At 63.3% G+C, this 24,730-nt stretch carries 24 protein-coding genes, 1 tRNA gene and 1 pseudogene; 14 read left to right on the top strand and 12 right to left on the bottom strand.

Annotation, left to right across the window (positions count from 1 at the left end):
• Window positions 1-78: 78 nt before the first annotated feature.
• Complete coding sequence (locus F7D01_RS12375; protein ID WP_013832719.1) at window positions 79-987, bottom strand: toprim domain-containing protein; 909 nt, start codon at window positions 985-987, stop codon at window positions 79-81.
• A 126-nt stretch (window positions 988-1,113) separates the two neighbouring features.
• Between F7D01_RS12375 and F7D01_RS12370 the strand changes: the two genes are divergently transcribed.
• Both F7D01_RS12370 and F7D01_RS15290 read left to right on the top strand, forming a co-directional pair.
• Window positions 1,114-1,773 (top strand): lytic transglycosylase domain-containing protein, encoded by a 660-nt coding sequence (locus F7D01_RS12370; RefSeq protein WP_215227832.1) that lies wholly within the window; start codon window positions 1,114-1,116, stop codon window positions 1,771-1,773.
• A gap of 12 nt (window positions 1,774-1,785) precedes the next feature.
• Window positions 1,786-1,983: a DUF5818 domain-containing protein gene (locus F7D01_RS15290; protein WP_046902796.1), complete on the top strand. Its 198-nt coding sequence runs from the start codon at window positions 1,786-1,788 to the stop codon at window positions 1,981-1,983.
• A 15-nt stretch (window positions 1,984-1,998) separates the two neighbouring features.
• On the opposite strand, the gene F7D01_RS12365 is transcribed toward F7D01_RS15290, so the two are convergent.
• Both F7D01_RS12365 and F7D01_RS12360 read right to left on the bottom strand, forming a co-directional pair.
• The gene (locus tag F7D01_RS12365) at window positions 1,999-3,252 is read right to left on the bottom strand and encodes an integrase arm-type DNA-binding domain-containing protein (RefSeq protein WP_215227831.1); all 1,254 of its coding nucleotides are present in this window, start codon (window positions 3,250-3,252) and stop codon (window positions 1,999-2,001) included.
• 178 nt (window positions 3,253-3,430) lie between these two features.
• Window positions 3,431-3,507, bottom strand: a tRNA-Met gene (locus tag F7D01_RS12360).
• A gap of 456 nt (window positions 3,508-3,963) precedes the next feature.
• Between F7D01_RS12360 and F7D01_RS12355 the strand changes: the two genes are divergently transcribed.
• Together F7D01_RS12355 and F7D01_RS12350 are read left to right on the top strand one after the other, a co-directional pair.
• Window positions 3,964-4,815, top strand: coding sequence for a hypothetical protein (locus tag F7D01_RS12355; RefSeq protein ID WP_215227830.1), 852 nt, complete (start codon window positions 3,964-3,966; stop codon window positions 4,813-4,815).
• Window positions 4,816-4,953: 138 nt separating this feature from the next.
• Window positions 4,954-5,832: a nitroreductase family protein gene (locus F7D01_RS12350; protein WP_215227829.1), complete on the top strand. Its 879-nt coding sequence runs from the start codon at window positions 4,954-4,956 to the stop codon at window positions 5,830-5,832.
• Window positions 5,833-5,887: 55 nt separating this feature from the next.
• On the opposite strand, the pseudogene F7D01_RS12345 reads toward F7D01_RS12350, so the two are convergent.
• The 5 genes and pseudogenes from F7D01_RS12345 to aspS form a co-directional block, all read right to left on the bottom strand.
• A pseudogene (locus F7D01_RS12345) lies at window positions 5,888-6,426 on the bottom strand (2'-5' RNA ligase family protein).
• Complete coding sequence (gene mltG / locus F7D01_RS12340) at window positions 6,390-7,361, bottom strand: endolytic transglycosylase MltG (protein WP_215227828.1); 972 nt, start codon at window positions 7,359-7,361, stop codon at window positions 6,390-6,392. The pseudogene F7D01_RS12345 and the gene mltG overlap by 37 nt, the downstream one beginning before the upstream one ends.
• Before the next feature lies 1 nt (window position 7,362).
• Window positions 7,363-8,622 (bottom strand): beta-ketoacyl-ACP synthase II, encoded by a 1,260-nt coding sequence (gene fabF, locus F7D01_RS12335; RefSeq protein ID WP_215227827.1) that lies wholly within the window; start codon window positions 8,620-8,622, stop codon window positions 7,363-7,365.
• 98 nt (window positions 8,623-8,720) lie between these two features.
• On the bottom strand, window positions 8,721-8,957 hold the full coding sequence (locus F7D01_RS12330) for an acyl carrier protein (RefSeq protein WP_215227826.1): 237 nt from the start codon (window positions 8,955-8,957) through the stop codon (window positions 8,721-8,723).
• A 74-nt stretch (window positions 8,958-9,031) separates the two neighbouring features.
• On the bottom strand, window positions 9,032-10,849 hold the full coding sequence (gene aspS, locus F7D01_RS12325) for an aspartate--tRNA ligase (RefSeq protein ID WP_215227825.1): 1,818 nt from the start codon (window positions 10,847-10,849) through the stop codon (window positions 9,032-9,034).
• 167 nt (window positions 10,850-11,016) lie between these two features.
• On the opposite strand from aspS, the gene rnd reads away from it, so the two are divergent.
• The 3 genes from rnd to F7D01_RS12310 all read left to right on the top strand — a co-directional run bounded on the left by rnd (window position 11,017) and on the right by F7D01_RS12310 (window position 14,193).
• Entirely contained in the window at window positions 11,017-12,219 is a 1,203-nt protein-coding gene (rnd, locus tag F7D01_RS12320; protein WP_215227824.1) for a ribonuclease D, read from the top strand.
• A complete protein-coding gene (locus F7D01_RS12315; protein WP_215227823.1) occupies window positions 12,216-13,112 on the top strand; it encodes a hydrogen peroxide-inducible genes activator in 897 nt (298 codons plus the stop codon). Before rnd ends, F7D01_RS12315 begins: the two co-directional genes overlap by 4 nt.
• Window positions 13,113-13,185: 73 nt before the next feature.
• Window positions 13,186-14,193 carry a hypothetical protein gene (locus tag F7D01_RS12310; protein ID WP_215227822.1) on the top strand — a complete coding sequence of 336 codons (1,008 nt, stop codon included), beginning with the start codon at window positions 13,186-13,188 and terminating at the stop codon, window positions 14,191-14,193.
• Between the two features lie 198 nt (window positions 14,194-14,391).
• Here F7D01_RS12310 and pgsA read toward each other — a convergent pair whose 3' ends face one another.
• On the bottom strand, window positions 14,392-15,000 hold the full coding sequence (gene pgsA, locus F7D01_RS12305; protein ID WP_215227821.1) for a CDP-diacylglycerol--glycerol-3-phosphate 3-phosphatidyltransferase: 609 nt from the start codon (window positions 14,998-15,000) through the stop codon (window positions 14,392-14,394).
• 116 nt (window positions 15,001-15,116) lie between these two features.
• Between pgsA and F7D01_RS12300 the strand changes: the two genes are divergently transcribed.
• Window positions 15,117-16,472, top strand: a complete 1,356-nt coding sequence (locus F7D01_RS12300) for an MFS transporter (RefSeq protein ID WP_215227820.1) — start codon at window positions 15,117-15,119, stop codon at window positions 16,470-16,472.
• On the opposite strand, the gene F7D01_RS12295 is transcribed toward F7D01_RS12300, so the two are convergent.
• On the bottom strand, window positions 16,469-16,660 hold the full coding sequence (locus F7D01_RS12295; RefSeq protein ID WP_215227819.1) for a hypothetical protein: 192 nt from the start codon (window positions 16,658-16,660) through the stop codon (window positions 16,469-16,471). The two genes, F7D01_RS12300 and F7D01_RS12295, sit on opposite strands and share 4 nt — an antisense overlap.
• A gap of 157 nt (window positions 16,661-16,817) precedes the next feature.
• On the opposite strand from F7D01_RS12295, the gene F7D01_RS12290 reads away from it, so the two are divergent.
• The gene (locus F7D01_RS12290; RefSeq protein WP_215227818.1) at window positions 16,818-18,482 is read left to right on the top strand and encodes a thiamine pyrophosphate-binding protein; all 1,665 of its coding nucleotides are present in this window, start codon (window positions 16,818-16,820) and stop codon (window positions 18,480-18,482) included.
• A gap of 58 nt (window positions 18,483-18,540) precedes the next feature.
• Here the strand turns inward: F7D01_RS12290 and F7D01_RS12285 are convergent, their stop codons facing one another.
• Both F7D01_RS12285 and F7D01_RS12280 read right to left on the bottom strand, forming a co-directional pair.
• Window positions 18,541-18,711 (bottom strand): CsbD family protein, encoded by a 171-nt coding sequence (locus tag F7D01_RS12285; RefSeq protein ID WP_215227817.1) that lies wholly within the window; start codon window positions 18,709-18,711, stop codon window positions 18,541-18,543.
• Window positions 18,712-18,840: 129 nt separating this feature from the next.
• Window positions 18,841-19,251, bottom strand: coding sequence for an EVE domain-containing protein (locus F7D01_RS12280; RefSeq protein ID WP_215227816.1), 411 nt, complete (start codon window positions 19,249-19,251; stop codon window positions 18,841-18,843).
• A 161-nt stretch (window positions 19,252-19,412) separates the two neighbouring features.
• Here F7D01_RS12280 and F7D01_RS12275 point away from each other — a divergent pair, with 161 nt between their 5' ends.
• From F7D01_RS12275 to F7D01_RS12255, 5 genes are read left to right on the top strand one after another with little or no spacing between them, the layout of a single operon-like run.
• Complete coding sequence (locus F7D01_RS12275) at window positions 19,413-21,104, top strand: bifunctional diguanylate cyclase/phosphodiesterase (RefSeq protein WP_215227815.1); 1,692 nt, start codon at window positions 19,413-19,415, stop codon at window positions 21,102-21,104.
• Between the two features lie 59 nt (window positions 21,105-21,163).
• Window positions 21,164-21,973, top strand: a complete 810-nt coding sequence (gene dapF / locus F7D01_RS12270; RefSeq protein ID WP_215227814.1) for a diaminopimelate epimerase — start codon at window positions 21,164-21,166, stop codon at window positions 21,971-21,973.
• On the top strand, window positions 21,970-23,151 hold the full coding sequence (gene mtaB, locus F7D01_RS12265; RefSeq protein WP_251566811.1) for a tRNA (N(6)-L-threonylcarbamoyladenosine(37)-C(2))-methylthiotransferase MtaB: 1,182 nt from the start codon (window positions 21,970-21,972) through the stop codon (window positions 23,149-23,151). The genes dapF and mtaB overlap by 4 nt, the downstream gene beginning before the upstream one ends.
• Entirely contained in the window at window positions 23,148-24,074 is a 927-nt protein-coding gene (gene ftsY / locus F7D01_RS12260; RefSeq protein ID WP_215227812.1) for a signal recognition particle-docking protein FtsY, read from the top strand. Before mtaB ends, ftsY begins: the two co-directional genes overlap by 4 nt.
• Complete coding sequence (locus F7D01_RS12255) at window positions 24,074-24,727, top strand: inner membrane-spanning protein YciB (RefSeq protein WP_215227811.1); 654 nt, start codon at window positions 24,074-24,076, stop codon at window positions 24,725-24,727. The genes ftsY and F7D01_RS12255 overlap by 1 nt, the downstream gene beginning before the upstream one ends.
• The last annotated feature ends 3 nt before the right edge of the window (window positions 24,728-24,730 follow it).

Below are 24,730 nucleotides of genomic sequence, written 5' to 3'. Positions count from 1 at the left end.
GTTTGTCCGGGTGTCCGTTCGGATGGATCCGCCCGGGGGCCTCACAAGGCCCCAAGCCCGCTTTCCTCTCACCGACATTCAGACCGTAGCTCGGACTGAGCGCATGAGCACATCATTCCAGTCGTCGCCGGTTAGCTCCGGACGCCTGGTGACAATCAGCCGCCCTTCACAAGCGTAGGCCTCTCGCGCACGCTCTTCAGCAAGGTGCCCGCCCGCATCATTGTCGACAAAGAGATACAGCTGGTGCACCGATTCCGGGATTGTGGCCAAGCCGAAGCGTTCGTTTCCTAGCGTCGCCCAGCAGGGAACCTTGAACATTTGCATCGCTGAGAGGGCCGTTTCGTTTCCCTCTGCGAGGCCAAGGCGTCCCCCATTCGGGTACGCGAAACGCACCGCCCCAGAACCGGGGCTGCCTAACGCACGCCTGGGCTGATCGAAAGAAGCCAAGCTGGTTTTGTCGAGGTCGAGGAAGGAGCGGTGCAGCGCCAGAATTCCTGCATCATTGCGCACGGCCGCCACCATCGCGGGTAGAAACCGGACAGCACCCTTTGGCCCCAGCGGCATATGCGGGTGGAAACGCAGCTCCGGCGAAGAAATCGTGATGCCTCTGGACACGAGGTACTTCTCGGCGGGGCTGCCAGCGATGGTCGATGCCTCACGCCAGAGCCTCAGTGCATTGCGATTGGCGACTTCCTCGCGCGGTTCGGCCACGATCGGACCACTCGTGCCATCGAACAGGTCCGCAATTCGTATTCCGAGCCCGGCCATGGCTTCTATCACCGCCTCGTTCGTGCAGCCGGCAAAGCAATGAACAAGAATTGCGCGCTTTCCAAGTGTGATGCTTAGCGAAGGAGTGCGATCGTCGTGGGCCGGGCAGCAGCACATTCCGCGCGAACGCGACCAGGCACCGCCCAGCTGCTCGACTATCTTGCGCGCGCGGTTTTCCAGTTGCAGACCTTGGAATTGGGATGATCGGTGTTGGTGCATGGGGCATCTCCATCGTAACGTGCCTCCACCCGCGCAGCCTCCGCTCTGCGTCGCTGACGTTTCATTTTCCTACATCACATGTTCTATATATGTTCTTTCCCGATTCGACCACCAAAGGATTCGGGAATGAGACTGAAATGGGCAGTAGTTGCAGGGGCAACGACAGGACTTGGGTCCGTCCTCCCCGCTCACGCGCAGGAGATGGAGCCCCCTCAGATGACCGTTGCCTCGGAGTTGACGACCGACGGCTTCCGCGTTGCAGAAGGGACTGATGGCTTCCTTCTCGTCGAACATGGCATTTGGAGAAAGCCTCCAACGATCTCGTCCGAGCCGCCGGCTACCGATACGGGTCGAACCTATCTGCCCTATCGATATCCAAAGCCCCAAGGCAGCGCGCCATCGGGATTCCGTCGGGCAAGCTACCTTCCTCATGTTTACGCTGCTGAGGCTCAATACTCGCTACCAAGCGGCCTTCTCGACGCTCTTGTATGGACGGAATCACGATATAATCCGATGGCCATCAGCAAGGCCGGGGCCGCAGGTTTGGGGCAATTGATGCCAGGGACAGCGCGGGACCTTGGCGTTTCAAATCGCTTCGATCCCAAGGCGAACATCTTGGGTGCGGCCCGATACCTACGCCAGATGCTGGACAAGTTCGGGGTAGTTCATCTGGCCCTCGCTGCCTACAACGCAGGTCCAGGTGCCGTCGAGCGCGCAGGCGGTATTCCTCGCAATGGCGAGACGCCGGCCTATGTGCGCGAAGTGCTGCGCCATTGGCGTTTTTGAACGGGGGGTGTTGTGAGCGCGGGTCGAATACGCGTCTCGGGAATTTTAAGCCGCGGTAGACGCGGGATGTTCCTGACCACGACAGACGAAGTCGTCTGGATCATCGAGAGCGAAGAACCCGAATGCGAATTCGTCGGATCAGCGGTGATTGTCGAGGGGGTTGTCGCAGGTCGAGATCGTTTGCGCGCAGACTGGATTGGACCGGTCTGATCGATGCCATAGTTATCAGGCTGCGCGCTTCCCTGCCTTCTTGATGTCGATCACCTTCCCGCCGCTCAGATAGTCAGCCCAGTCCTGCATCATCCGGCGCCGGGGAGCCAGATATTCAGCGGCATTGTAAGCTCCACGCACGTCGTTTTTCTCCGAATGCGCGAGCTGTAGTTCGACCCAATCCTCATGGTATTTCCTGATCCACATGGGCGGCTTGCCGAACTCGACCAACTGCTCATTGGCCCAGGTGCTCGCCAAGCCCCGGAAGCCGTGTACGGTTTGGCGACTGTGGTATCCGAGGCGATAGAGCGCGTAGATCATTGTGTTCTCTGAAAGCGGCTTGTTCGGGCCGTTACCCGGGAAGAGAAACTCGCCAGGCGCTGCTGCTATCATAGATTTCGCGATGTGCGTTGCCTGCTGCGAGAGGGGAACCAAATGCTCTCGTCCCATCTTCATTCGCTCGGCCGGTATGCGCCAGACAGGTGATTTGCCGCCGAGGTCTTCGAACTCGGATTTGGCGGCGAAGCGGAGCTCCTTCGTTCGAACCCAAGTCAGGAGCGCAAAGAGAACTGCGTCACGGGTGATTGAGGACCGTCGTTCGCCATCTTCCTGGTAGGCATGCAGCTTCTCGATGAATGCGGGCAATTCGCTGAGCGGCAGCCGGCTCATATGCTTCACTCGTGGTCGCGGCTTTAGCGCCCCACGCAGATGTGTCGTCGGATCATTCGAGGCCAGGCCACACGCGATTGCGAACTGGAAGACTTGCCCAACCCCTTGCTTCGCACGCCGGCTGATATCGAGCGCGCCTCTTGCTTCGATTTTGCGTATCATTGCCAGGACGTCGGGCGCAGTGATTTCATGCACGAGTTTCTCGCCGATGGCTGGAAACACGTCCCTTTCCATGCGCGACCAGACACGTTCGGCGTGCGCGGCATTCAACGCGCTCTTTCGATTTTCATGCCAGCGCTTTGCGACATCAAAGAAAGTGGCACCCTCCTGCGAGATCACTTGCCCCTTGGATTTCGTTGGATCCTTGCCCTCGGCTAGCAACGCCTTTGCGGCTGTGCGCTTGGCACGCGCTGCAGCTATCCCGAGGTCTGGGTAAGCGCCGAACGAGAGCAACTTCTCCTTGCCTGCGAAGCGGTACTTCATCCGCCACAACTTTGATCCGTTCGGCTGGACGAACAGGAATAAGCCCTCCCCGTCGGCCAGCTTGTAGGCGCGATCACTTGGCTTGGAATTTCGGGCCTGAGTCTCCGTGAGAGGCATTGGGGGTATCGCTCCTTTCCGACACTCCGCGAAAATACCCCCAAAATACCCCCACACCAAATCTGGCTGCATGTGGAAGACCATGGGCGCATGCGGACGCGAATCACCCGCAACCCTCTGCTTTTCTTTCGATTTTTGGAAAAATGCGGACGCTTGTGGAAGCTTCCGGATCAAAGGATGGTAGCGGAGGAGGGACTTGAACCCCCGACACGCGGATTATGATTCCGCTGCTCTAACCACCTGAGCTACTCCGCCCCACAGGGCCGCGCCCGGCCATATGCCGGGGCAAGGCGGCGCGTTTATCGGCGCACCCGCCCCCGGTCAACCGCGAAACGACCAGCGTTTCACGAACTCCCACGGTCCGCCGCGATAGGTGTGGCGTTCCACCTTCCCGTGGCTCGCGCGGCACGCTCCGCTGCCCTGGAGCGGCCCGCCCTTTCGAGACAGGCCGTGTGGCAAGGCCCATGCCGTCTCCGGACATCCGTGTTCTCCCTTATAGGCGTGAACGGGGGAGGAGCTACAGAATAAACGCCGTAGCTCACCGGGTTTGCGCGGCGCCACGCTCGGGACTGTCCCAGCACCACATCCGATCTCGCTCCAAGTATTGAGGTTCGAACCCGCAGTCTTCGTGCTTTCCCTGGCTCATGACCATTCGCTTAGCAGAGACGACATTCTCAACCGATAATGCGCCCTATTCTTATTCATCCCGGATTGCACAAGACCGGCACCAGTTGGCTGCAAGCGGTTCCTTTCTCCGACATCGATATCTTCAATAATGTCATGTCTCATGAAGAGGTCGACGCTTACCTCGTTCGTCCGCACGAATGGCAATGGGACCCTCAGATCGCCCGGGATCGAATAGCGATCGCCCTGCAGAAAAACGAACGCGCTTCGGTGAACGTGTTGAGTTCGGAGATACTGACGGGAAACCCGTTCTTCGGATCTCGTGAGGCACCCCTTCTGGCGCGCCGCCTGCGCGAGGTGCTGCCGCATGCCAAGATTCTGCTTACGGTTCGCGAGCAAGGTCAATGGCTTCGCTCGCTTTATCAGCAATATGTTAAACGCGGCGGTCGACTTGCACTCCCCGATTTTCTTTCCGGTAGTTCGGAACCGCAATATAAAACCTTCGACTTCATAAGTCTCGAATTCGACAGATTTGTCGAAGAATTTGCTTCCGCCTTCGGCCGGGAAAACGTTCTTGTTCTTCCGCAGGAACTACTGCGCGCCGATACGGGCGTGTTTTTCGAGCACCTCTCCTCCTTTCTTGGAGTGGAACAGATCGTCCCAAAGGACGAGTGGCGACGCGCTGTAGGTGCCTCGCCCCCGGAAGGCTCGGACTGGCTGCTGCGCCTCGCGAACTCGTTCCGGGACAAACCACTCAGTCGAACATCGAACACCCGCTTCGATTGGTTCGGGAAGCAGCTTGAAAGAGCGGCATATCGATTGCCCGCTCGCGGAACTCGCTATCAAGTCGAGCTTCCCGAAGAATTATTGAAAAGAAGCAATATTCGCCTGCAGGATTACTGTCCCACACCGCTCAGTACATTCGGATACCTCCTGTAGTATTTACAGTCGCCCTATCGACCACATGCATTCATTTTTCGAGGTATTGGTAAATTGAAAAGCGCTCTAACGGCTACGAAGCACTTTGCCAGCCTGGGATTATCGCTATTCCGGGATTCGATGTACGATGCGGGTCGGATGGTTCGGTATAGCCATGGTTCCGTCCGCCCGATTTCGCAGGCCCAGTCGCAGTACCGCATTCGAAAGGCGTATCATGGCATCGAGAAGGGCCTGTCCCTTCCCAATCCCCGCTATCGCTTCGGTCTGGCGAAGGTTCACAACCTGATTGCGATGGTGAACGAGCATATCCGCAAATATGGCCTGGATAGCACGGCGGCGGCGGCCAGCTCTGCGGTGCTGGCATATGACGAGGTCAACGATACCGATCTCGCCGATCGCCTTTATGGTGTTCACCAGACACGCGATTTGCGGGTTGGCGGGACGGAGGTCGTCATGCCGATGACTTTTGCCGATCCAGCCACGTTTCTGAAGAGCCGCCGGTCCGTCAGGCAGTTCACCGACGAACCGGTCCCCCGTTCGGTGATCGAGCAAGCCGTCGCCATCGCGCAGAACGCCCCGTCGGTCTGCAACCGTCAGGGTTGCAAGGTCTACGCCTTCGACAATCCGGAAGTGCTTTCGCTCCAGCCCGGAAACGCAGGCTTCGGCGATACCGCGGCATGGGGTTTGATCGTCACGAGCGATCTCAAGGCATTCTCCACATCGGGCGAGCGACACCAGGCATGGTGCGACGGCGGTATGTTCGCCATGTCCCTTCTTTACGGGCTTCACGCGTTGAAACTCGGAGCCTGCCCTCTCGCATGGACCGCCTCCGCCAGGCGCGACAGGAGCGTCCGGAAATCCCTCGGCATTCCCGACAATGAGGTCATAGTGATGTTCATTGCGGTCGGAGCAGTCGGCGACAGCTATGTCGTCGCCAAGTCTGCTCGCAAGGATCCGCGGGATGCGCTGGTCTTCGGTCACCATCCGGGCATGCCTGTTTCCGCTACGCGCAATTAGCAGGCGATTGGGGGCACGGCGGGCAACCTCGAGCGCTGCTCGCACCCGCCCCCGGTCAGCCGCGAAACGACCAGCGTTTCACGAACTCCCACGGTCCGCCGCGATAGACGTGGAGTTCCAGGCCGGTAAAGCGGAAGCGGTGGCGTTCGTAACTGCCATCCAGCTCGCGCTGCAATGCCTTCGCCGCGTTCGGCTCCACCTTGTTCTGCACGGTGATATGCAGGCGCGGCTTGTGCTGGTCCTGTTTCGTCAGCGCGCCGTGAAACCGCTCCGCGATCCGTTCGCGCACCTCGAGCATCCTCGGGCTGCGGATATCGATCGCCGTGCCGCGACCCAGGTTCATCAGCCCGCCCAGTTCGGCCTCGGGCGCGCGGTGTCGGCGGCGATCTGGGGCAGCACGGTCTTGAGTTCGTCGAACAGCGTCGGCGCGAAGGCGTGGAACAGCGTCACATGCGCCTTCAGGTGGTTGCGCTCGGCGGGAAAATGCGCCTGTCGCAACCGATCGGCCCAGGCAAAGATGTCGTCTGGCAGCGCCGCGGTCACGATGAACGGGTCGCTCACATCTCCCCGCGCGCTTTGCGGATTCTGTACCATTTCTGCACGTTCGCATTGTGCTCTTCGAGCGTCTTGGCGAACACGTGCCCGCCGGTCCCGTCCGCCACCATGTAGACCGCATCGGTCGGTGCGGGGTTCAGCACCGCTTCGATCGAGGCGCGGCCGGGATTGGTGATCGGCCCCTTCGGCAGGCCGGTCATGCTATAGGTATTGTACCCGTTGACCGCCCTGATTTCCGAACGCTCGATCCGGCGGCCCAGCGGTTTGCCCTTGGTGATCGGGTAGATCAGCGTCGGATCGGCCTGCAGCCGCATCCCGTCCTTCAGCCGGTTTGAATAGAGCCCGGCGACCATGCGTCGCTCCTTCGGCAGGCCCGTTTCCTTCTCCACGATCGAGGCGAGCGTCACCGCGTCCTGGATATTGTCGACCGCGATCCCCGGTTTGCGCCGGGGCCAGGCTTCGGCGAGGAAGTTCTTCATGCCCGCCTGCATCCGCGCCAGCACGGCCGCTCGCGGCTCGCCACGCTCGAAATCGTAGGTCGCGGGCAGCACCGAGCCTTCCTTGGGCACGGAAATCTTGCCGGTCAGCAGCGGCTCGGCCATCAGCCGCTCATAGACCATGATCGACGGCATCCCTTCAGGGATGGTGACGAACCGGCGGATCACCTCGCCATGCTGGAACGTGTCGAGGATCTGCGCAGGGCTCGCACCGGCGGGCAGCGCGAATTCGCCCGCCTTCACCGGATCGCCGCTGCCGAGAAACTTCGCCCGGACCAGGAACCGGTCGGCGGACGCGATCAGGCCGTCGTCCTCCAGCTCATGCGCGACGGAGGTCAGCGTCGCGCCAGAGGGCACGATGAAGAAGGTCTCCTCCTCTACCTCGCTCGACCCGTACCAGCCCCAGGCGAACCAGAGCAGCGCGGCGCCGACGACCGCGACGACGAGGGCGATCGCCAGCGGAACGATGCGGCGCATCTCAGTCGACCTTGCGCATCACCAGGCTGGCATTGGTACCGCCGAAGCCGAAGCTGTTGTTGAGAACCGCGTTCACTTCGCGCTTCTTCGCGGTGTGCGGCACCAGGTCGACGCCTTCGGTCCCCTCGTCCGGGTTGTCGAGATTGAGTGTTGGTGGAACCACCCCGTCGCGCATGGCGAGCAGGCAGAAGATCGCCTCTACCGCGCCCGCGCCGCCCAGCAGGTGGCCGATCGCCGATTTGGTGCTGGACATGCTCGCCCCGCCCAGATCGTCGCCCAGCACGCGCCTCACCGCAGCCAGCTCGATCGTGTCGGCCATGGTGCTGGTGCCGTGCGCGTTGACGTAGTCGATATCGCCCGGCTCCAGCCCCGCCTTCTTCAGCGCCATGCGCATGGCGAGCTCCGCGCCCTTCCCTTCCGGATGCGGCGCAGTCACGTGGTAGGCATCGCCCGAAAGGCCGTAGCCGACGACCTCGCCGTAGATCTTCGCACCTCGCGCCTTGGCGTGTTCGTATTCCTCGAGCACGACGACACCCGCGCCCTCGCCCATGACGAATCCCTCGCGGTCCCGGTCGTAGGGGCGGCTCGCCTCGGTCGGGCGGTCGTTATAGCCGGTGTTGAGCGCGCGGGCCTGTGCAAAGCCGGCGACGCCCAGCGGATTGATGGTGCCTTCCGCACCGCCCGCCAGCATAACGTCGGCATCGCCATCCTTGATCATGCGCGCGGCATCGCCAATCGAGTGCGCGCCGGTGGAGCACGCCGTCACGACCGCGTGATTGGGGCCCATCAGCCCGTATTTGATCGAGACCTGGCCCGAAACGAGGTTGATCAGCCGCCCGTGGACGAAGTGCGGGCTGACCCGGCCCGGCCCGCGCTCGTGCAGCACGATCGATTCGCTCTCGATCCCCGGCAGCCCGCCGATGCCCGATCCGATCGAGCAGCCGGCGCGTTCCTTCTCGGCGTCGCTCATCTCGGTCAGCCCGGCATCTTCGAGGGCCTGGCCGGCGGCGTCGATGCCGTAGACGATGAACGGATCGACCTGCCGCTGCACCTTGTGATCCACGCGCTTGCCCGGATCGAAGCCCCACTCGTGATCGGCCGGCTTCACCTCGCAGGCGATCTGGCACTTCTGATCGCTGGCGTCGAAGCGCGTGATCGGCCCCGCGCCGCTCTTGCTGGCGATCAGGTTCGCCCAGGTGGTTTCCACATCGGCTCCCAGCGGGGTGACGAGGCCGAGCCCGGTAACGACTACGCGGCGCATGGTGTTCTCCATTCGGAAATTCGTCTCAAAAGAAAACAGGCCCAGCCCGCCGGGGCTGAGCCTGCATGACCCTGGCGGGCTTCGCGAGCCTGGAGGCCTTAGCCCTTGTGCTCGTCGATATACTTGGTCGCATCGCCGACGGTGGTGATCTTCTCGGCCGCGTCGTCGGGGATCTCGATCCCGAATTCGTTTTCGAAGGTCATCACCAGCTCGACGATGTCGAGGCTGTCGGCGCCCAGATCGTCGATGAAGCTGGCATCCTGGGTAACCTTGTCGGCTTCCACGCCGAGATGCTCGACGACGATCTTCTGCACGCGTTCGGCGGTATCGCTCATTTGTGTCCCTCTCATCTGGGGTTATCGAATTGCTTTCGCCCTAATGAACGGTCGGGCGCAGCGCAAGTGCCCGATCACTCCCCCGCGCGGTCGACGCGGGTGGTTTCGCCGGGCGCGGTCTTGGGCGGTTCGACGGTGCGGATGTGCACGTCGCGCAGCTGGCGCGGGCTGACGGCGCTGGGCGCGCCCATCATCAGGTCCTGCGCGCGCTGGTTGAGCGGGAAGGCAATGACCTCGCGGATGTTGGGCTCGTCCGCCAGCAGCATCACGATGCGGTCGATACCGGGCGCGGAGCCGCCGTGCGGCGGCGCGCCCAGCTTGAACGCCTCGATCATGCCGGAGAAATTAGCGTCGACGTCTTCCTTCGAATAGCCCGCGATCTCGAACGCCTTGTACATGATTTCCGGGCGATGGTTCCGGATCGCGCCCGAGCTCAGTTCATAGCCGTTGCAGACGATGTCGTACTGCCAGGCCAGGATATCGAGCGGGTCCTTGCTTTCCAGCGCCTCCATCTCGCCCTGCGGCATCGAGAAGGGGTTGTGGCTGAAATCGACCTTCTTGAGGTCCTCGTCATATTCGAACATCGGGAAATCGACGATCCAGCAGAACTTGAAGCAGCCCTGCTCGATCAGACCCAACTCCTCACCCACACGGGTGCGGGCGGCACCGGCCAGCTTGGCCGCGTCCTTCTCCTTACCCGCGGCGAAGAACAGGCCGTCGTTTTCGCCCAGCCCGAGTTCGGCGTAGAGCTTCTCCATGCCCTCGGTCCCGTGGTTCTTGGCGATCGGCCCGCCGAACTCGCCACCCTTGCGGGTGACATAGCCCAGACCCGCAAAGCCTTCGCGGCGCGCCCAGTCGTTCATGTCGTCGAAGAACTTGCGGCTCTTCTCGTGCGTGTTCGGCGCGGGGATCACGCGCACGCGGCCCCCGCCGCCCACGATCTTCTCGAACAGGCCGAAGCCGGAACTGGTGAAGTGCTCGGTAACGTCGCTGATTTCCAGCGGGTTGCGCAGGTCCGGCTTGTCGCTGCCGTATTTCAGCATCGCTTCGGCATAGGGGATGCGCGGAAACTCGCCCGCGGGCGTCACGCTCTTGCCGTTCGAGAACTCCTCGAACACGCCCGCCAGCACCGGCTCGATCGCCTGGAACACGTCTTCCTGCGTGACGAAGCTCATCTCGAAATCGAGCTGGTAGAATTCCGGGCTGCGGTCGGCGCGCAGGTCTTCGTCGCGAAAGCACGGCGCGATCTGGAAATAGCGGTCGAAGCCCGCGACCATCAGCAGCTGCTTGAACATCTGCGGGGCCTGCGGCAGCGCGTAGAAGGTGCCGGGATGCAGGCGGCTGGGCACGATATAGTCACGTGCGCCCTCCGGGCTGGAGGCGGCCAGGATCGGTGTCTGGAACTCGGTGAAGCCCTGGTCCTGCATCCGGCGGCGCAGGGACGAGATCACGTTGCTGCGCAGCATGATGTTCGCATGCATGGTCTCACGGCGCAGATCGACGAAGCGATATTTGAGGCGGATGTCTTCGGGATATTCCTGCTCGCCCGCGACCGGCAGCGGCAGCTCGTCCGCCTTCGACTGCACGGTGCATTCGCGCGCGAACACCTCGATCGCGCCTGTCGGCAGATTGGGATTGACCGTACCCTCACTGCGCGCCTTCACCTCGCCATCGATGGTGACGACGCTTTCCAGCTTCAGCGAATCGAGCAGCTCCAGCGCCGGACTGTCCTCGTCCGCCACGATCTGCGTCATGCCGTAATGATCGCGCAGGTCCACGAACAGCACGCCGCCATGGTCGCGCTTGCGGTGGATCCAGCCCGACAGGCGCACGGTGGACCCGACATCGTCCTTCGTCAGCTGGGCGCAGGTGTGGGTGCGATAGGCATGCATTGTATTGTTCGCTTTCCAATTCGGCAGGGATCGCGCTAAGGGCGCGCGTGGTTCGCGGGCGGCCCCTTTTCGGCTGTGCGCGCGCTAACAGGCCATGCGCCCCGCTTTGTCAAGCGAGGGCGAGCGCCGAGGGCGGTACTCCGCCCGAACAGCCAAAGAAAGACATCATGAAAATCCACGACCTTATCACCGATACCGAGACCCTCGCCGCGCTGTGCGAGCGGCTCGCCAAATCCGACTTCGTCTGCGTCGATACCGAATTCATGCGCGAGAACACCTACTGGCCGGAACTGTGCCTGGTGCAGCTCGGCAATGATCAGGAAGCCGCCGCGGTCGATCCGCTGGCCGACGGGATCGACCTGACCCCGATGCTGGACCTGCTCACCGACAACGAGGACGTGCTGAAGATATTCCACGCCGGCGGGCAGGATGTGGAGATCATCTACAACCTCACCGGCAAGACCCCGCACCCGATCTTCGACACGCAGATCGCGATGATGGCGGTCAGCCAGAGCGAGCAGATCGGCTATGCCAACATGGTCGAAAGCTGGCTGAACAAGACGATCGACAAGGGCGCGCGCTTCACCGACTGGAGCCGGCGCCCCCTGACCGACCGGCAGATCGAATACGCCATCGGCGACGTCACCTACCTGGCGCAAATCTTCCCCAAGATCCTGAAGAAGCTGATCAAGACCGGGCGCGGTGCCTGGCTCGACGCGGAAATGGAAAAGCTCGCCGATCCGGCGAATTACGAGAACGATCCGAGTGTCGCGTGGAAGCGGATCCGTTCGCCCGGCCGCAATGCGCAGGTGCTGGGCCGGCTGAAGGCGCTGGCGGCGTGGCGCGAGGGCGAGGCGAAGCACAAGAACATCCCGCGCGGCCGCATCATGCGCGACGAGACGCTGGCCGACATCGCCAGCCATCCGCCCAAGAAACAGGCCGATCTCGCCAAGGTGCGCGGCCTGTCCAATGCGTGGAAGGACAACGATATCGGCAAGCGGCTGCTGAAGGTGATCGAAGACGCCGAGCCGCTGCCGAAGTCCGAAATGCCCGAGAAGCCCAAGCGCGGCGCGCCGCTGGGCAAGGAGGGGGCGCTGGTCGCCGACCTGCTCAAGCTGCTGCTGAAGATCCGCAGCCGCGAGATCGACATCGCCGCGCGCCTGCTGACCCGCAGCGACGAGATGGAAGCGCTGGCCGCGGGCGTGCGCGACCTGCCGGTGCTGAAGGGCTGGCGGTACGAAACCTTCGGGAAGGACGCGCTCGACCTGGTCGAGGGCAAGCTCGGCTTCGCGGTCGAGGACGGGCGGCTGAAGATGACGCATATGGACGAGCGCAGCGAACCCGCCATGGCGGATCAGGCGGCGGAGTGAGCACCTACCTGCCCACGATCAAGCAGCTGCAATATCTCATCGCGCTGCACGAGCACGGGCATTTCGGCCGCGCGGCGGAAGCGAGCTTCGTTTCGCAATCCACTTTGTCGGCCGGTATCCGCGAGCTGGAATCGCTGCTCGGCGTCACGCTGGTGGAGCGCAGCCGGCGCGTGGTCCGCTTCACCCCGCTGGGCAACCAGGTGGTGGAAAAGGCGCACCGCCTGCTGCGCGAGGCGGAGGAGCTGACCGACATCGTCCAGGCGGCGGGCAAGCCGCTGACCGGCACCGTGCGGATGAGCGTGATCCCCACCATCGCGCCGTTCCTGTTGCCGCGCATCCTGCCCCGCCTGCGCAAGGACCGCCCCGAACTGAAACTGTTCCTGCGCGAGGAGACCAGCGCCGACGCGATCGAATCGTTGCATCACGGGCGCAGCGACTGCGTGCTGCTCGCCCTCCCCTTCCCCACCGGCGAGGTGGAGCAGGAGCATATCGCGAACGACCGCCTGTTCGTCGCCTTTCCCGAAGGCGATCCGCGCGATCCGCCCGCCGAGATCAAGCCCGCCATGATCGACGAGGGGCGCTTGCTGTTGCTGGAAGACGGCCATTGTCTGAAGGATCACGCGCTCGCCGCCTGCAACCGCCCCGAACTGCGCGCCAGCGCGGCGATGATCGGGACCAGCCTGCACACGCTGGTGCAGATGGTGGACAACGATCTGGGCCTCACCATGCTGCCCGAGATGGCGCTGGATGCGGGTATCCTGAACGGCACCCACGTCGTCGCCCGCCCGATCAAGTCGGACGCGCCCGACCGCGAGATCGCGCTGGTCTGGCGCAAGAACTCTCCCCGCGGCGACGAATTCCGCCTGCTGGCCGAGGAACTGCGCAAGGGGTAGTGTCCCCGGGTAGCCAGGCACCGTAGCGCATCTTCTCTCTGCCGCGCGCTGCAGGGGTCTCGAAGGAGACGGGATGAAGGATCGGAATACCTCCAGGGCTGATCGCCATGGTCTTTGGCTGGACCTCGCGATGGTGGTGCTGATGATAGCGGCCTTCGGCTGGCTTGCGTTTGGCCCCGGCTTCGCATTCGCTACGAGCGGGATTGGAGCCCTGCTGGCATTCCCATTCGCGATCGGGGCACTGTACGCCCGGCGCATGTACACTGCCGACGACTACCCACTCACGGGCTGCCTCATCATCCCTGTCGCGCTGCTCGTGGCTATTCTTGCAGTCGTCTGGCTCGGTGGGTTCGAGGGGTTGATCTGCATCGCAATGATCCTCCCACTCTGGATTGTGGGCGGTGCGGGCGGTGCCTTTGCCGTCTATCTGCTAAGATATACGGCCGGCGACGGCGATGCGGACAGTGGTGGCGCGCGCCTGAATTCTGTGGGGCTCGCGCTGGCACCCTTCGCCATCATCTGGGCGGAAATGACCGCCCCCGCCCCATGGGAAGATCGCATCGTGTCCCGCTCCATCGACATCGATGCACCGCCCTCCGAAATCTGGCCCTATCTGGTCGAGATACCCGATATCGCGGAAAACGAAGGGCGGCGGACATTCACCCACGATCTGCTGGGGGTCGCGCGACCGCGGGAAGCGCGGCTTGTGCATCGCGCGGGACTGTTGGTCCGCAAGGCACGCTGGGGGCGCGATATCCGCTTCGAGGAGATCGTGACCAAGGTGGTGCCCGGACGAAGCATCGCATGGCTCTTCGCCTTTCCCGACGATTCGATACAGCGCTATACGGATCGCCATATCGCGCCCGATGGACCGATACTCAAGCTGGTCGGCGGGGGTTATGACTTGCATCCGCGAGAGGACGGATCGACGCGGGTGGTATTGTCGACACACTATCGGATGCGCTCGCGCCTGGGCTGGTATCTGGGATGGTGGGGCGAACGCACTCTGGGCGACATCGAAGAAAACGTTCTTGCGATCATTCGCGATCGGTCTGGAAACGTCACCGATAGGCGCTCGTAGGGCGCGCTGCCCGGCAGGACCGGTTTCCTACCCCGCCCGGGGACGATAAACCCGGCAATATGTTGTGTTCGACCATATGGTTAGACCGCAGGATGGAAAGTGACTCTTCCGCTAAGGAAACCGGCATCAAATGCAGGAAATACAACAACTTCTAGCGCCGCCGGAGTTTTGCAAAAACCCCCGTTCGGTGTTCCATCGTCAATCCATGTGGTGCAGGCCGACGCGCAGGTAATCCCATCCAGTCACGAGCGTCAGGACCGCCGCCGCCCACAGGCAGGCAAGGCCGGTCAGGTGAATCCACTGGTCCGCCAGCTGCCCGCATTGTTCGTAAACCGACTGGCACGGGATGCCCTCCACCGCGCCGCCCAGAATCAGCGCGCCGAGCGAGATCAGCTGGAACGCCGTCTTCCATTTCGCCAGCCGCGAGACCGGCACGGACACTTGCAGCCCGCCGAGAAATTCGCGCAGGCCCGACACCGCGATCTCGCGCACCAGGATCACCAGCCCGGCGATCACGTGCATGTCGCCGACGAACGGCCCGCGCAGGAACCCCTGCGCCGTCAGCACCAGGATCACCGCCGCCACCATGATCTTGTCCGCGATCGGATCGAGGAAGATGCCCAGCTTCGACACCGCCCCCTGCGCCCGTGCGAGATAGCCATCCAGATAATCGGTCAGGCCGATCACGCAGTAGAGGACGAATCCCACCACGTAACCGAACTGCCAGTTCGGCCACCACAGGAAGAAGGCGAGCAGGGGCACGCCCAGGATGCGCGACAGGGTCAATATGTTGGGCAGCGTCAGCATTGCGCCTTGCGCCCTAGCGACAAAGGCGGCGCGGAAAAAGCGCCTTCGCCCTTTGTTTCCTTTCCGGCCGCTGGCATAGACGCCGCGAACGCGATGTCTCGCGGACCGGAGAGTACATGACCACATCGACGCATATCCTGCGCCGCCGGCGGTTCCTGCCGCTGTTCGTGACCCAGCTGTTCAACGCCTTCAACGACAACCTTTTCAAGACCGCGATGGTGCTGTTCGTGGTCTATTCGATCTACAATTCCGAAGCGAAGGAGGCGATGTTCAGCGCCGTCGCATCCGGCGTTTTCATCCTGCCCTTCTTCCTCCTGTCCGCGCTTGCGGGGCAGCTGGCCGACATGCGCGACAAGGCGCGGATCATCCGCATCATCAAGGGGTGCGAGATCGGCATCATGACCGTGGGCGGGCTCGGCCTCGTGATTGCGTGGCAGGATGTCGAATGCGCGGCGGCGGTCGGCCAGTGCTTCGTCGCGCCCCATTCGTTGATAGCGGACGCGGCGATCCCGCTGCTGCTCGCCGCCCTGCTCGCAATGGGTGTGCATTCGACTTTCTTCGGCCCGATCAAATACGCAATCCTGCCTCAGCATCTGGAATCGGACGAGGTGCTGGCAGGCACGGGATGGGTCGAGGCCGGGACCTATATGGCAATCCTGGTGGGCACCATTCTGGCCGGGTGGATCCCGGTCGAAATCGCCGCGCTGGTGGTATTCTGCACGGCAGTGTTGGGATATCTGGTGTCGCGCCAGGTTCCGCCCGCACCTGCACAAGGGGAAGTCGAGCCGATCGACCTAAACATCTTGCGCTCCTCCGTTACGGTGGTGCGCAACACCATGCACGACCGGCGGGTTTATTACGCGATCCTCGCCATCAGCTTCTTCTGGACCATCGGGGCGGTGCTGATCATCCAGTTCCCGCCGCTCGCCAAGAACGTGCTGACCGCTAGCAAGGAGGTCGCAAGCCTGTTCCTCGTCATCTTCTCGGTCGGTGTGGCGATCGGTTCGGTCGCGGTCAACGCGCTGCTGAAGGGGCGGGTTTCGGCGCGCTATTCGCCCGCGGCGGTGATCGTGATGGGTCTGTTCGTGGTGGCGTTCTACTTCGTCTGCCGCGCGTGGACCCCGGTTCCGGCGGGCGAGTTGATGGACGTGCCGCACTTCATCGGCGTCCCCATGGCGATTCCGCTCCTGCTCTGCCTGCTGGGTATAGCCATCGCGGGCGGGATGTTCGTGGTCCCGCTCTACGCCTTCCTGACGACTTTCGTGCCCAAGACGCAGACGGCGCGGACCATCGCGGCCAACAATATCGTGAACTCAGGCGCTATGGTGGCGGGGGCCCTGCTCGCCACCGGGCTCAGCGCCGCGCGCGTGGCGATCGTCGATCAATTGCTGCTAAGCGCCGCGATGTGCCTGATCTCGTGCTGGCTCGCACGGCGGCTGCTGATGACCGAACGCGCGGCGGAGCTGGATTAGAAGATCAATGCCAGCATCGCCGCGAGCGTCGCGAAATAGGTGGTGGCGAAGCCGCGTACATCGGATGCGTTCAGTGCCCAGCGGCTGCGCGGCGGCTCCGGCTCGGCCCCGGCGCGGATATGCGGGGGCAAGCTCGCGCGGAAGGGGTGGCGAGCGGATTCGTCGGTCAGGAGAAGGGCGCGTCTCATGCCTGATGGTCTTAACCCTTTCTTTACCTTTCGCCACCGCCCCGGTCGATTTGTCCGAGACCGGGACGAATGGATCATTTCGCGGATCGCGCCGGAACCGGCGGGCATGAAAGGAAGCGCCATTGTTTCCGCCCCGACAAAACGGTAGCTGCTTCGCATGACCGACACCCCCTCTCCCCAAGCCGCGCGCCTGCTGGTCGATTGCCTGCACGAGCAAGGCTGCGACCGTATCTTCACCGTCCCGGGCGAGAGCTTTCTCCCGGTGCTCGACGCGCTGCACGACACGCCGGCGATCGATCTCGTGACCTGTCGGCAGGAAGGCGGCGTCGCGTTCATGGCGTGCGCCGACGGCACGATGACCGGGCGGCCGGGCGTCGCGTTCGTGACGCGCGGCCCCGGCGCCACCAATGCCAGCATCGGCGTGCATGTCGCGCAGCAGGATTCGCAGCCCATGATCCTGTTCGTCGGCGATGTGGCGCGCGGCATGCGGGGGCGTGAGGGGTTTCAGGAGATCGACTTCCCCGCCTTCTTCGCGCCGATCGCCAAGTGGGCGGCCCGGATCGAGGATGCCGACCGCATTCCCGAATTAATCGCGCGAGCCTACGCCACCGCGATTTCGGGTCGACCCGGTCCGGTGGTGCTGGCGCTGCCCGAGGACATGCTGTTCGACGCGACACAGGCAAAGCCCCGCCCCCGTGTCGAGCGCCCCGCGCAGGCCCCCTGCCCCGATGCGATGCAGGCCATGATGGCGATGCTCGACGACGCGGTCTCGCCCGTCGCGATTATCGGGGGTGCTGGCTGGAACGCGAAAGCGCGCGACTATTTCCAGGTGTTTGCGGAACGGCTGGGCCTGCCGGTCGCAACCGCCTTCCGCCGACAGGACGCGATCAGCCCCACCAGTCGCGTCTATGCCGGCAATCTGGGCTATGGTCCCAACCCGGCGCTGGTTTCGCGGGTGCGGGAGGCGGATTTGATCCTGGCCGTCGGCGCGCGCCTGGGTGAGGCCACGACCGACGGATATTCGATCGTAACGCCCGATCACCCCGACCAGCAGCTGATCCATATCCACCCCGACCCGAACGAACTGGGCAGCGTCTATCGCACCGACCTCGCCATCTGCGCCGACATGGCGGAATTCGCCGAAAGCGCGGCGCTATGGGACGAAGGCGATGTCACCGACTTTTCCGCCGGGGCGAACGCCAATCGCGAATGGCGCGACTGGTCGGAGCCGCAACTGGGCGACTGGCAGCTCGATCTCGCCCGCTGCGTCACCCACATGCGCGAAATCTTCCCGGCCGATACCGTGATCTGCAACGGCGCGGGAAACTACGCGGGCTGGTGGCATCGGTATTGGCGGTATGGCGGCTTTCCCAGCCAGCTCGCGCCGACCTGCGGTGCGATGGGCTATGGCGTACCCGCCGCGATCGCTGCGGCGCGGCGCTTTCCGGAACGCACCGTGGTGGCCGTCGCGGGCGATGGCGATTTCCTTATGAACGGACAGGAACTGGCTACCGCCGCGCAATACGATCTCGATCTGTTGGTTATCGTGGTGGACAATGCGACCTACGGTACCATCCGCATGCATCAGGAGCGGGAATTTCCCGGACGTGTGTCGGGAACAGGTCTCGTCAATCCGGATTTCGCCGCGCTCGCGACCGCTTTCGGTGGTTGGAGCCGGTCGGTCGATACCGACGAGGGGTTCTTCGAGGCGATCGAGGAAGCGCGCGGTCGTTCGGGTGTTCGCCTGATCCATTGCCGGATAGACGCGGAGCAACTGAGCGCCGCGGGAGCAACGATATCTAAACTGCGCGCGAACGCCTAACCCAAGAGAAAGGGCCGCTCCCCCGATGGAAGAGCGGCCCTGACTGACGTTTCAGCAATCAGATGTCGTCGCCGAGCTTGCCTTTGACTTCACCCTTGAGCTGCTGGCCCTTACCCTTGCTTTCCTGAGCCTGGCCCTCGGCGCGGGTCTCGGGATCGTTGGACTGTTGCTTCAGCTTGCCTGCGGCTTCGTTGGCGTTGCCCTTCACCTTGTCCGTAAATTCACCCATGGTTTTATCCTTCGATGTTCGGTCCGCGACATCCGCGGCCTTCTTACACCAACCAAACGCATGACATCGCGAAGGGGGTCCCAAAACCGGCGTTGAGGCGAGCGGTAACTGCGCCCAATTGATGGGCCGCTAAACGCCTGCCATCGAAAGGATCAGCGACCACTCTTCCTTACCGATCTCCGCGACCGAGAGGCGCGACAGTTTCACCAGCTCGCATTCGGCCAGCCGGGGTTCCGCCTTGATCTGCTTCAGCGTGACCGGGTTCGGCAACTTGGTCTTGGGCACGACCCGCACGGCAGCCCACTTGCCGCCTTCATCCGTCGGGTCCGTCAGACCGGCCTCGCTGATCTCCACGATCCCCACGATCTCTCGTCCGATGTTGGAATGATAGAAGAACGCCTGGTCGCCCACCTCCATCGCGGCAAGATTGTTCTTGGCGCGGTGATTGCGCACCCCGTCCCACAGGCCCTCACCATCGCGCTCCAGATCGTCCCAGCCATAAGCATCGGGTTCGGATTTCATCAGCCAGTAACGCGCCATGGGTCGGATTCCTGTTATTGCAGAAAGCGAGGCTGCGTGTCCCCCGAACACCCGCCGAGGGTCAAAGGCGAATTCCGGTTTTTACCCGATATTCACGCATTAGGTGCACAGCGCCCCGGGGGAAGATCAGAGGGGGCCGCTTGCGCGGTTAAAGCGTGCCGATGAGAAAAACCCAGCCAACTTACGATAGGCCGTCCGCCGACAGCGAGCGCCGGGACTTCGTCACGCTTGGTATCGCCGTTGCAGCGATCATCCTGTTCGTCGGAACCGCAGGGGCCGTCCTTCCCGGCATCTTGCGCGGCTGGCTCGGTTACAGCACCAGCGCCAGCAACGCCGGCCTCACCTCCGCGCTGATCCTCAACATCGCACTCATCATCTTCGGTTGGCGCCGTCATCGCGAGCTGAGCGAGGAGATTGTCGAACGACGAGCCGCCGAACAGGAGGCGCTTGCGCTCGCGCGGATCGATCCACTCACCGGCTGCCTCAATCGCGGCAGCGTGATCGATGCGATCCGCCTTACGGCTGCAGACGCCGAGGCAGCGGGCCACGGCCTCGCCCTGATCATGATCGATCTCGACGACTTCAAGCGCATCAACGATCTGCACGGTCATCTGGTCGGCGACGAAGTGCTGGTATCGGTGGCCGACCGGATCCGGGCGCTGCTGCCCGCTGGCGGATCGATCGCACGTCTGGGCGGCGACGAATTCGCGGTCGTCAGCGTGTTCGACCGCGGCCTGCCGGATCGCGTAGACCAGCTGGCGTCACGGATCATCGCCGAAGTCTCCACTCCGCAAACATATGACGGATCGGAGGTCTCGATAACGATGTCGGTCGGTATCGCGGTTTACTTGCCGAACCGAACGAAACGCAGTGCGGACTGTCAGCCCGAGGAACTGATGAAGCAGGCCGACATCGCGATGTACAATGCGAAGGCCGAAGGAAAAAATCGCCATTCATGGTTTGCCGAGGAAATGGAGCGCGAATTCCGGCGACGCAGCCAGCTGGAGGAAGGAATCCGGCTGGGGCTGAATCGCGGAGAATTCTCTCCACATTACGAACAGCAGATCGATCTCGAGACGGGCCGCCTGGTCGGTTTCGAAATGCTGGCACGCTGGACCTCGCCCACCCTGGGCTCGATCAGTCCGGAGGTCTTCATTCCGATCACCGAGGAGATGGGCCTCATCGGCGAATTGTCCGAGAGCCTTATGCGAGAGGCGTTCGCCGACGCGCTGGAGTGGGACGCGTCGCTGACGCTGTCGGTGAACATCTCGCCTGTCCAGCTGCGCGATCCATGGTTCGCCCACCGCATCCTGAAGTTGTTGCTGGAAACGGGTTTCCCGGGCGAAAGGCTCGAGATCGAGATTACCGAGAACTGCTTGCACGAGAATATCGGCGTCGTCCGGTCCATGATCACCAGCCTGCAGAACCAGGGCATCCAGATCAGCCTCGACGACTTCGGAACGGGCTATTCCAGCCTTGCGCAATTGCGCTCGCTGCCTTTCGACCGGCTGAAGATCGACCGCAGCTTCGTGATGGAACTCAGCAGGCTGGATGCAAACTCCGAGATCGTGCAGGCCATTGTCACGCTCGGCAAGGGTTTGAAAATGCCCGTAACGGCCGAGGGTATAGAGGACGCCCGCATACTTGACCTGTTGAAAACCATGGGTGGGATGAAAGGCCAGGGATATCTCTACGGCCGCCCCGAGCCCGCCGATGCGGTACGCGAACGGTTGGCCAGCGCAGGTCTGCTCACTTCGTCGCCGGGCAAGCGCGATAAGGGCGCTGTCGCGGGCAAGGCTCAAGTGGCAGCCCCCGCGGCCAGCCGACAGACGGGGGTTCACCAGCAGGCCTGAGGGCTGCTTGCCGTCCGGCCTTTACGCAGGGGGCGGTGCCCCATACATGCGCAGGCGCAATGCGCGTCCCGTTCGTAAAGATGCATGGCCTCGGCAACGACTTCGTCGTGCTGGATGCCCGCGCCACCGACCTGCCGGTGTTGCATGAAGGAAGCGCTCGCGCGATTGCCGATCGGCATCGCGGCGTCGGCTGCGACCAGATCATCCTGCTCGAACCCCATGCGACAGCCGATTTCGCCATGCGCATCTTCAACGCGGACGGAACCGAAGTGGAAGCGTGCGGCAATGCCAGCCGAGCGGTCGCACTGCTGCATGGCGAACCCGCCGAGATCGCCACCGCCGGGGGAATGGTGCGGGTAGAACCCGGCAATGGCAGCGCGAGCGTGGATATGGGCAGGCCCCGCTTCGGCTGGGAAGATATTCCGCTAGCCTATGCGATGGACACCCTCGCCATGCCGGTCGCTTGGGACGAACTCGAAAATCCCGCTGCGGCCAATGTCGGCAATCCCCATGTCGTCTTCTTCGTCGAGAACGCCGAGGCCATGGCGCTGGAGCAGCTCGGCCCGCAGATCGAAACCGATCCGCTGTTCCCGAAACGGATCAACGTCAACGTCGCCCAGCTTACGGGGCCCGACGAACTCCGCCTCCGCGTGTGGGAACGTGGGGCCGGGCTTACCCACGCCTGCGGAACGGGAGCATGCGCCACGGCGGTATCGGCCATGCGCCGCGGCCTCACCGCGCGAACAGTGCGGGTCACTCTGCCGGGCGGCACGATCAGGATCGAATGGGACGATGACGATCGTATCATGATGAGCGGCCCTGCTACCGAAAGCTTCCGCGGCGATTTCGAATGGGGCGATTTCGCGTGAGGGCGCCCGAAATCGTGACCCTTGGCTGCCGGATGAACATCGCCGAGAGCGAGCGGATTGCGGGCCTCGTCAGCGGGGCCGAGGACCTCGTCGTCGTCAACAGCTGCGCCGTCACCAGCGAGGCCGTGCGGGCCACGCGGCAAGCCATTCGGCGGGCACGACGGGCTCGGCCCGAGGCCCGGCTGCTGGTGACCGGCTGCGCTGCCGATATCGAGCGGGATGCGCTGTCGGCCATGCCCGAAATCGATGGGATCGTGCCGAATGTCGATAAGCTCGACGCGCGCCGTTATAATGTACCGGCTGCAATGGTTAGCGAGCGCCAAGCCCTCGGGCATACGAGGGCCTTCCTCGCGGTGCAGAATGGGTGCGATCATGCCTGCACGTTCTGCGTGATTCCGCTGGGGCGCGGACGAAGCCGGTCCCTGACGATCGAGCATGTCGTGTGCGAGGCACAAGAGCTGGTCGCCCAGGGAGTGGCCGAGCTGGTGCTGACAGGTGTGGACCTGACCAGTTGGGGACACGACCTGCCCGGAGCGCCCTCGCTGGGAATGCTCGTGGACGCCGTCCTGGAAGCTGTTCCGGACCTACCGCGCCTGCGCCTGTCCTCGGTCGATGGCGTCGAGATCGACGAGCATCTGCTGGCGTTGTTGATCGAAGAGCCCCGGCTCATGCCGCATATCCACCTCTCCTTGCAGCACGGGCACGACCTGATCCTGAAGCGGATGAAACGTCGCCATAGTCGCGCCGATGCGATCGAACTCGTCGCGCGGTTAAAAGCCGGCCGACCCGATATCGCGATCGGGGCGGACCTGATCGCGGGATTTCCGACGGAAAGCGAAGAACATCACCGCGCGAATCTGTCGATCGTTCGCGAGCTAGAAATCGTTCATGGGCATGTTTTCCCCTATTCCGCCCGTCCCCGAACACCGGCAGCGCGCATGCCGCAGGTGGATCGCGCTATCGTGAAGGCGCGCGCGGCAGAATTGCGCGCCGCTATCGCGAATGCGCGCAATACCTGGATGGGCGAGCAGATTGGCGTGCCCCAGCGGGTGCTGGCGGAGCGCGATGGCGGCGGCTATGCGGAAAACTTCGCGCGGGTCGCCCTGCCCCATGGCACGGTGCCCGGCACCATCGTCACCATCACCCCCACCTCCCACGCGAAAGGCATGTTGCAGTGAACCAGCCGAGCTGGAGCGACCGCCTGTTCGGCGGGTTCCGCAAGACCTCCGACCGTTTGTCCGACAACCTCACCGGTATCGGCGGTGGCACCACGCGGCTGGACGATGCGACGCTGGACGAGATCGAAGACGCGCTGATCGTCTCCGACCTCGGCCCTGCCGCCGCAGGCCGCATCCGGGAGAAGCTGCGCGAGAAGCGCTTCGGGCTGGAGATCACCCAGCGCGAGCTCAAGGAAGCGGTGGCGGAGGAGATCGCCGCGATCCTGCGCCCGGTTGCGAAGCCGCTGGAGATCACCGCATTCCCCCGTCCGCAGGTGATTCTGGTCATCGGCGTCAACGGATCGGGCAAGACAACCACGATCGCCAAGCTGGCGCATTGGTTCCAAGAGGACGATTACGGCGTCATGCTGGCCGCGGGCGACACGTTCCGCGCTGCGGCCATCGGTCAGCTCGCCACCTGGGCCGAACGGATCGGCGCACCGATCATTCGCGGGGCCGAAGGCGGCGATCCGGCCAGCATCGTATTCGACGGGGTCAAGGCAGCGACCGATCAGGGGATCGACGCGCTGGTGGTCGATACCGCCGGACGCCTCCAGAACAAGCGCGAGCTGATGGACGAACTGGCCAAGATCCGCCGCGTGCTCGGCCGCCTGAATCCCGAGGCACCCCACGACGTAGTGCTGGTCCTCGATGCCACCAACGGCCAAAACGCGCTGAGCCAGATCGATGTGTTCAAGGAAGTCGCCGGTGTGACCGGACTTGTCATGACCAAGCTCGACGGCACCGCGCGCGGCGGCGTGTTGGTCGCCGCGGCGGAGCAATACGGCCTTCCCATTCACGCGATCGGCGTCGGCGAGAAGATCGACGACTTGCGACCGTTCGACCCCGATCTGGTCGCGCGCGTGATCGCCGGGGTTGCGTGATGAAAGACACCAGTAACAAAAAGAAACCGGGCTCCGGTTGGCTCAGCGTCGTCACCGATTACGGGCCGCTATTGGTTTTCTTCCTAACCTATCGCTGGTTCGCGCCGGCGGACCATTCTTCCGTGCTCGAGATCGCGGCCGTCGTGAAGGGGACGCTCGCCTTCATGGCGGCGTCGGTGGTTGCGCTGGGCATTTCCAAATGGCGGCTCGGGCGCATCTCGCCCATGCTATGGTTCTCCACCGCGCTCATCGTCGGCTTTGGCGCGCTGACGGTTTTCTTCGGCGATCCGGTCTTCGTGCAGCTCAAACCCACGATCATCTACGCGATCTTCGGGGTCGCCCTGCTGATCGGATGGTGGCGCGGACGCGCACTCCTGAAGATTTTGCTGGAGGCTGCCTTCGAGGGACTGTCGAACGAAGGTTGGCTGAAATTGAGCCGCAACTGGGGCGTGTTCTTCCTGTTCCTCGCGGCGCTGAACGAGGCGCTGCGCTGGAACCTCGATTTCGGCAGCTGGCTGGCGGCGAAGCTTTGGGTCTTCCTGCCGCTCAGCTTCCTCTTCACCTTTGCGCAGATCCCTATGCTGTTGCGCCACGGGCTGAGCAGCGAAGCGACCGACGAGGCGGTTAGCGAAGAGCCGCCGACCGGCGGTTGACGC

Origin of the sequence: Erythrobacter sp. 3-20A1M (genome assembly GCF_018636735.1) — a bacterium.
Taxonomy (GTDB): Bacteria; Pseudomonadota; Alphaproteobacteria; order Sphingomonadales; family Sphingomonadaceae; genus Alteriqipengyuania.
The sequence above is the reverse complement of the archived record's forward strand: the minus strand, read 5'-3'. Positions and strand labels throughout refer to the sequence as shown.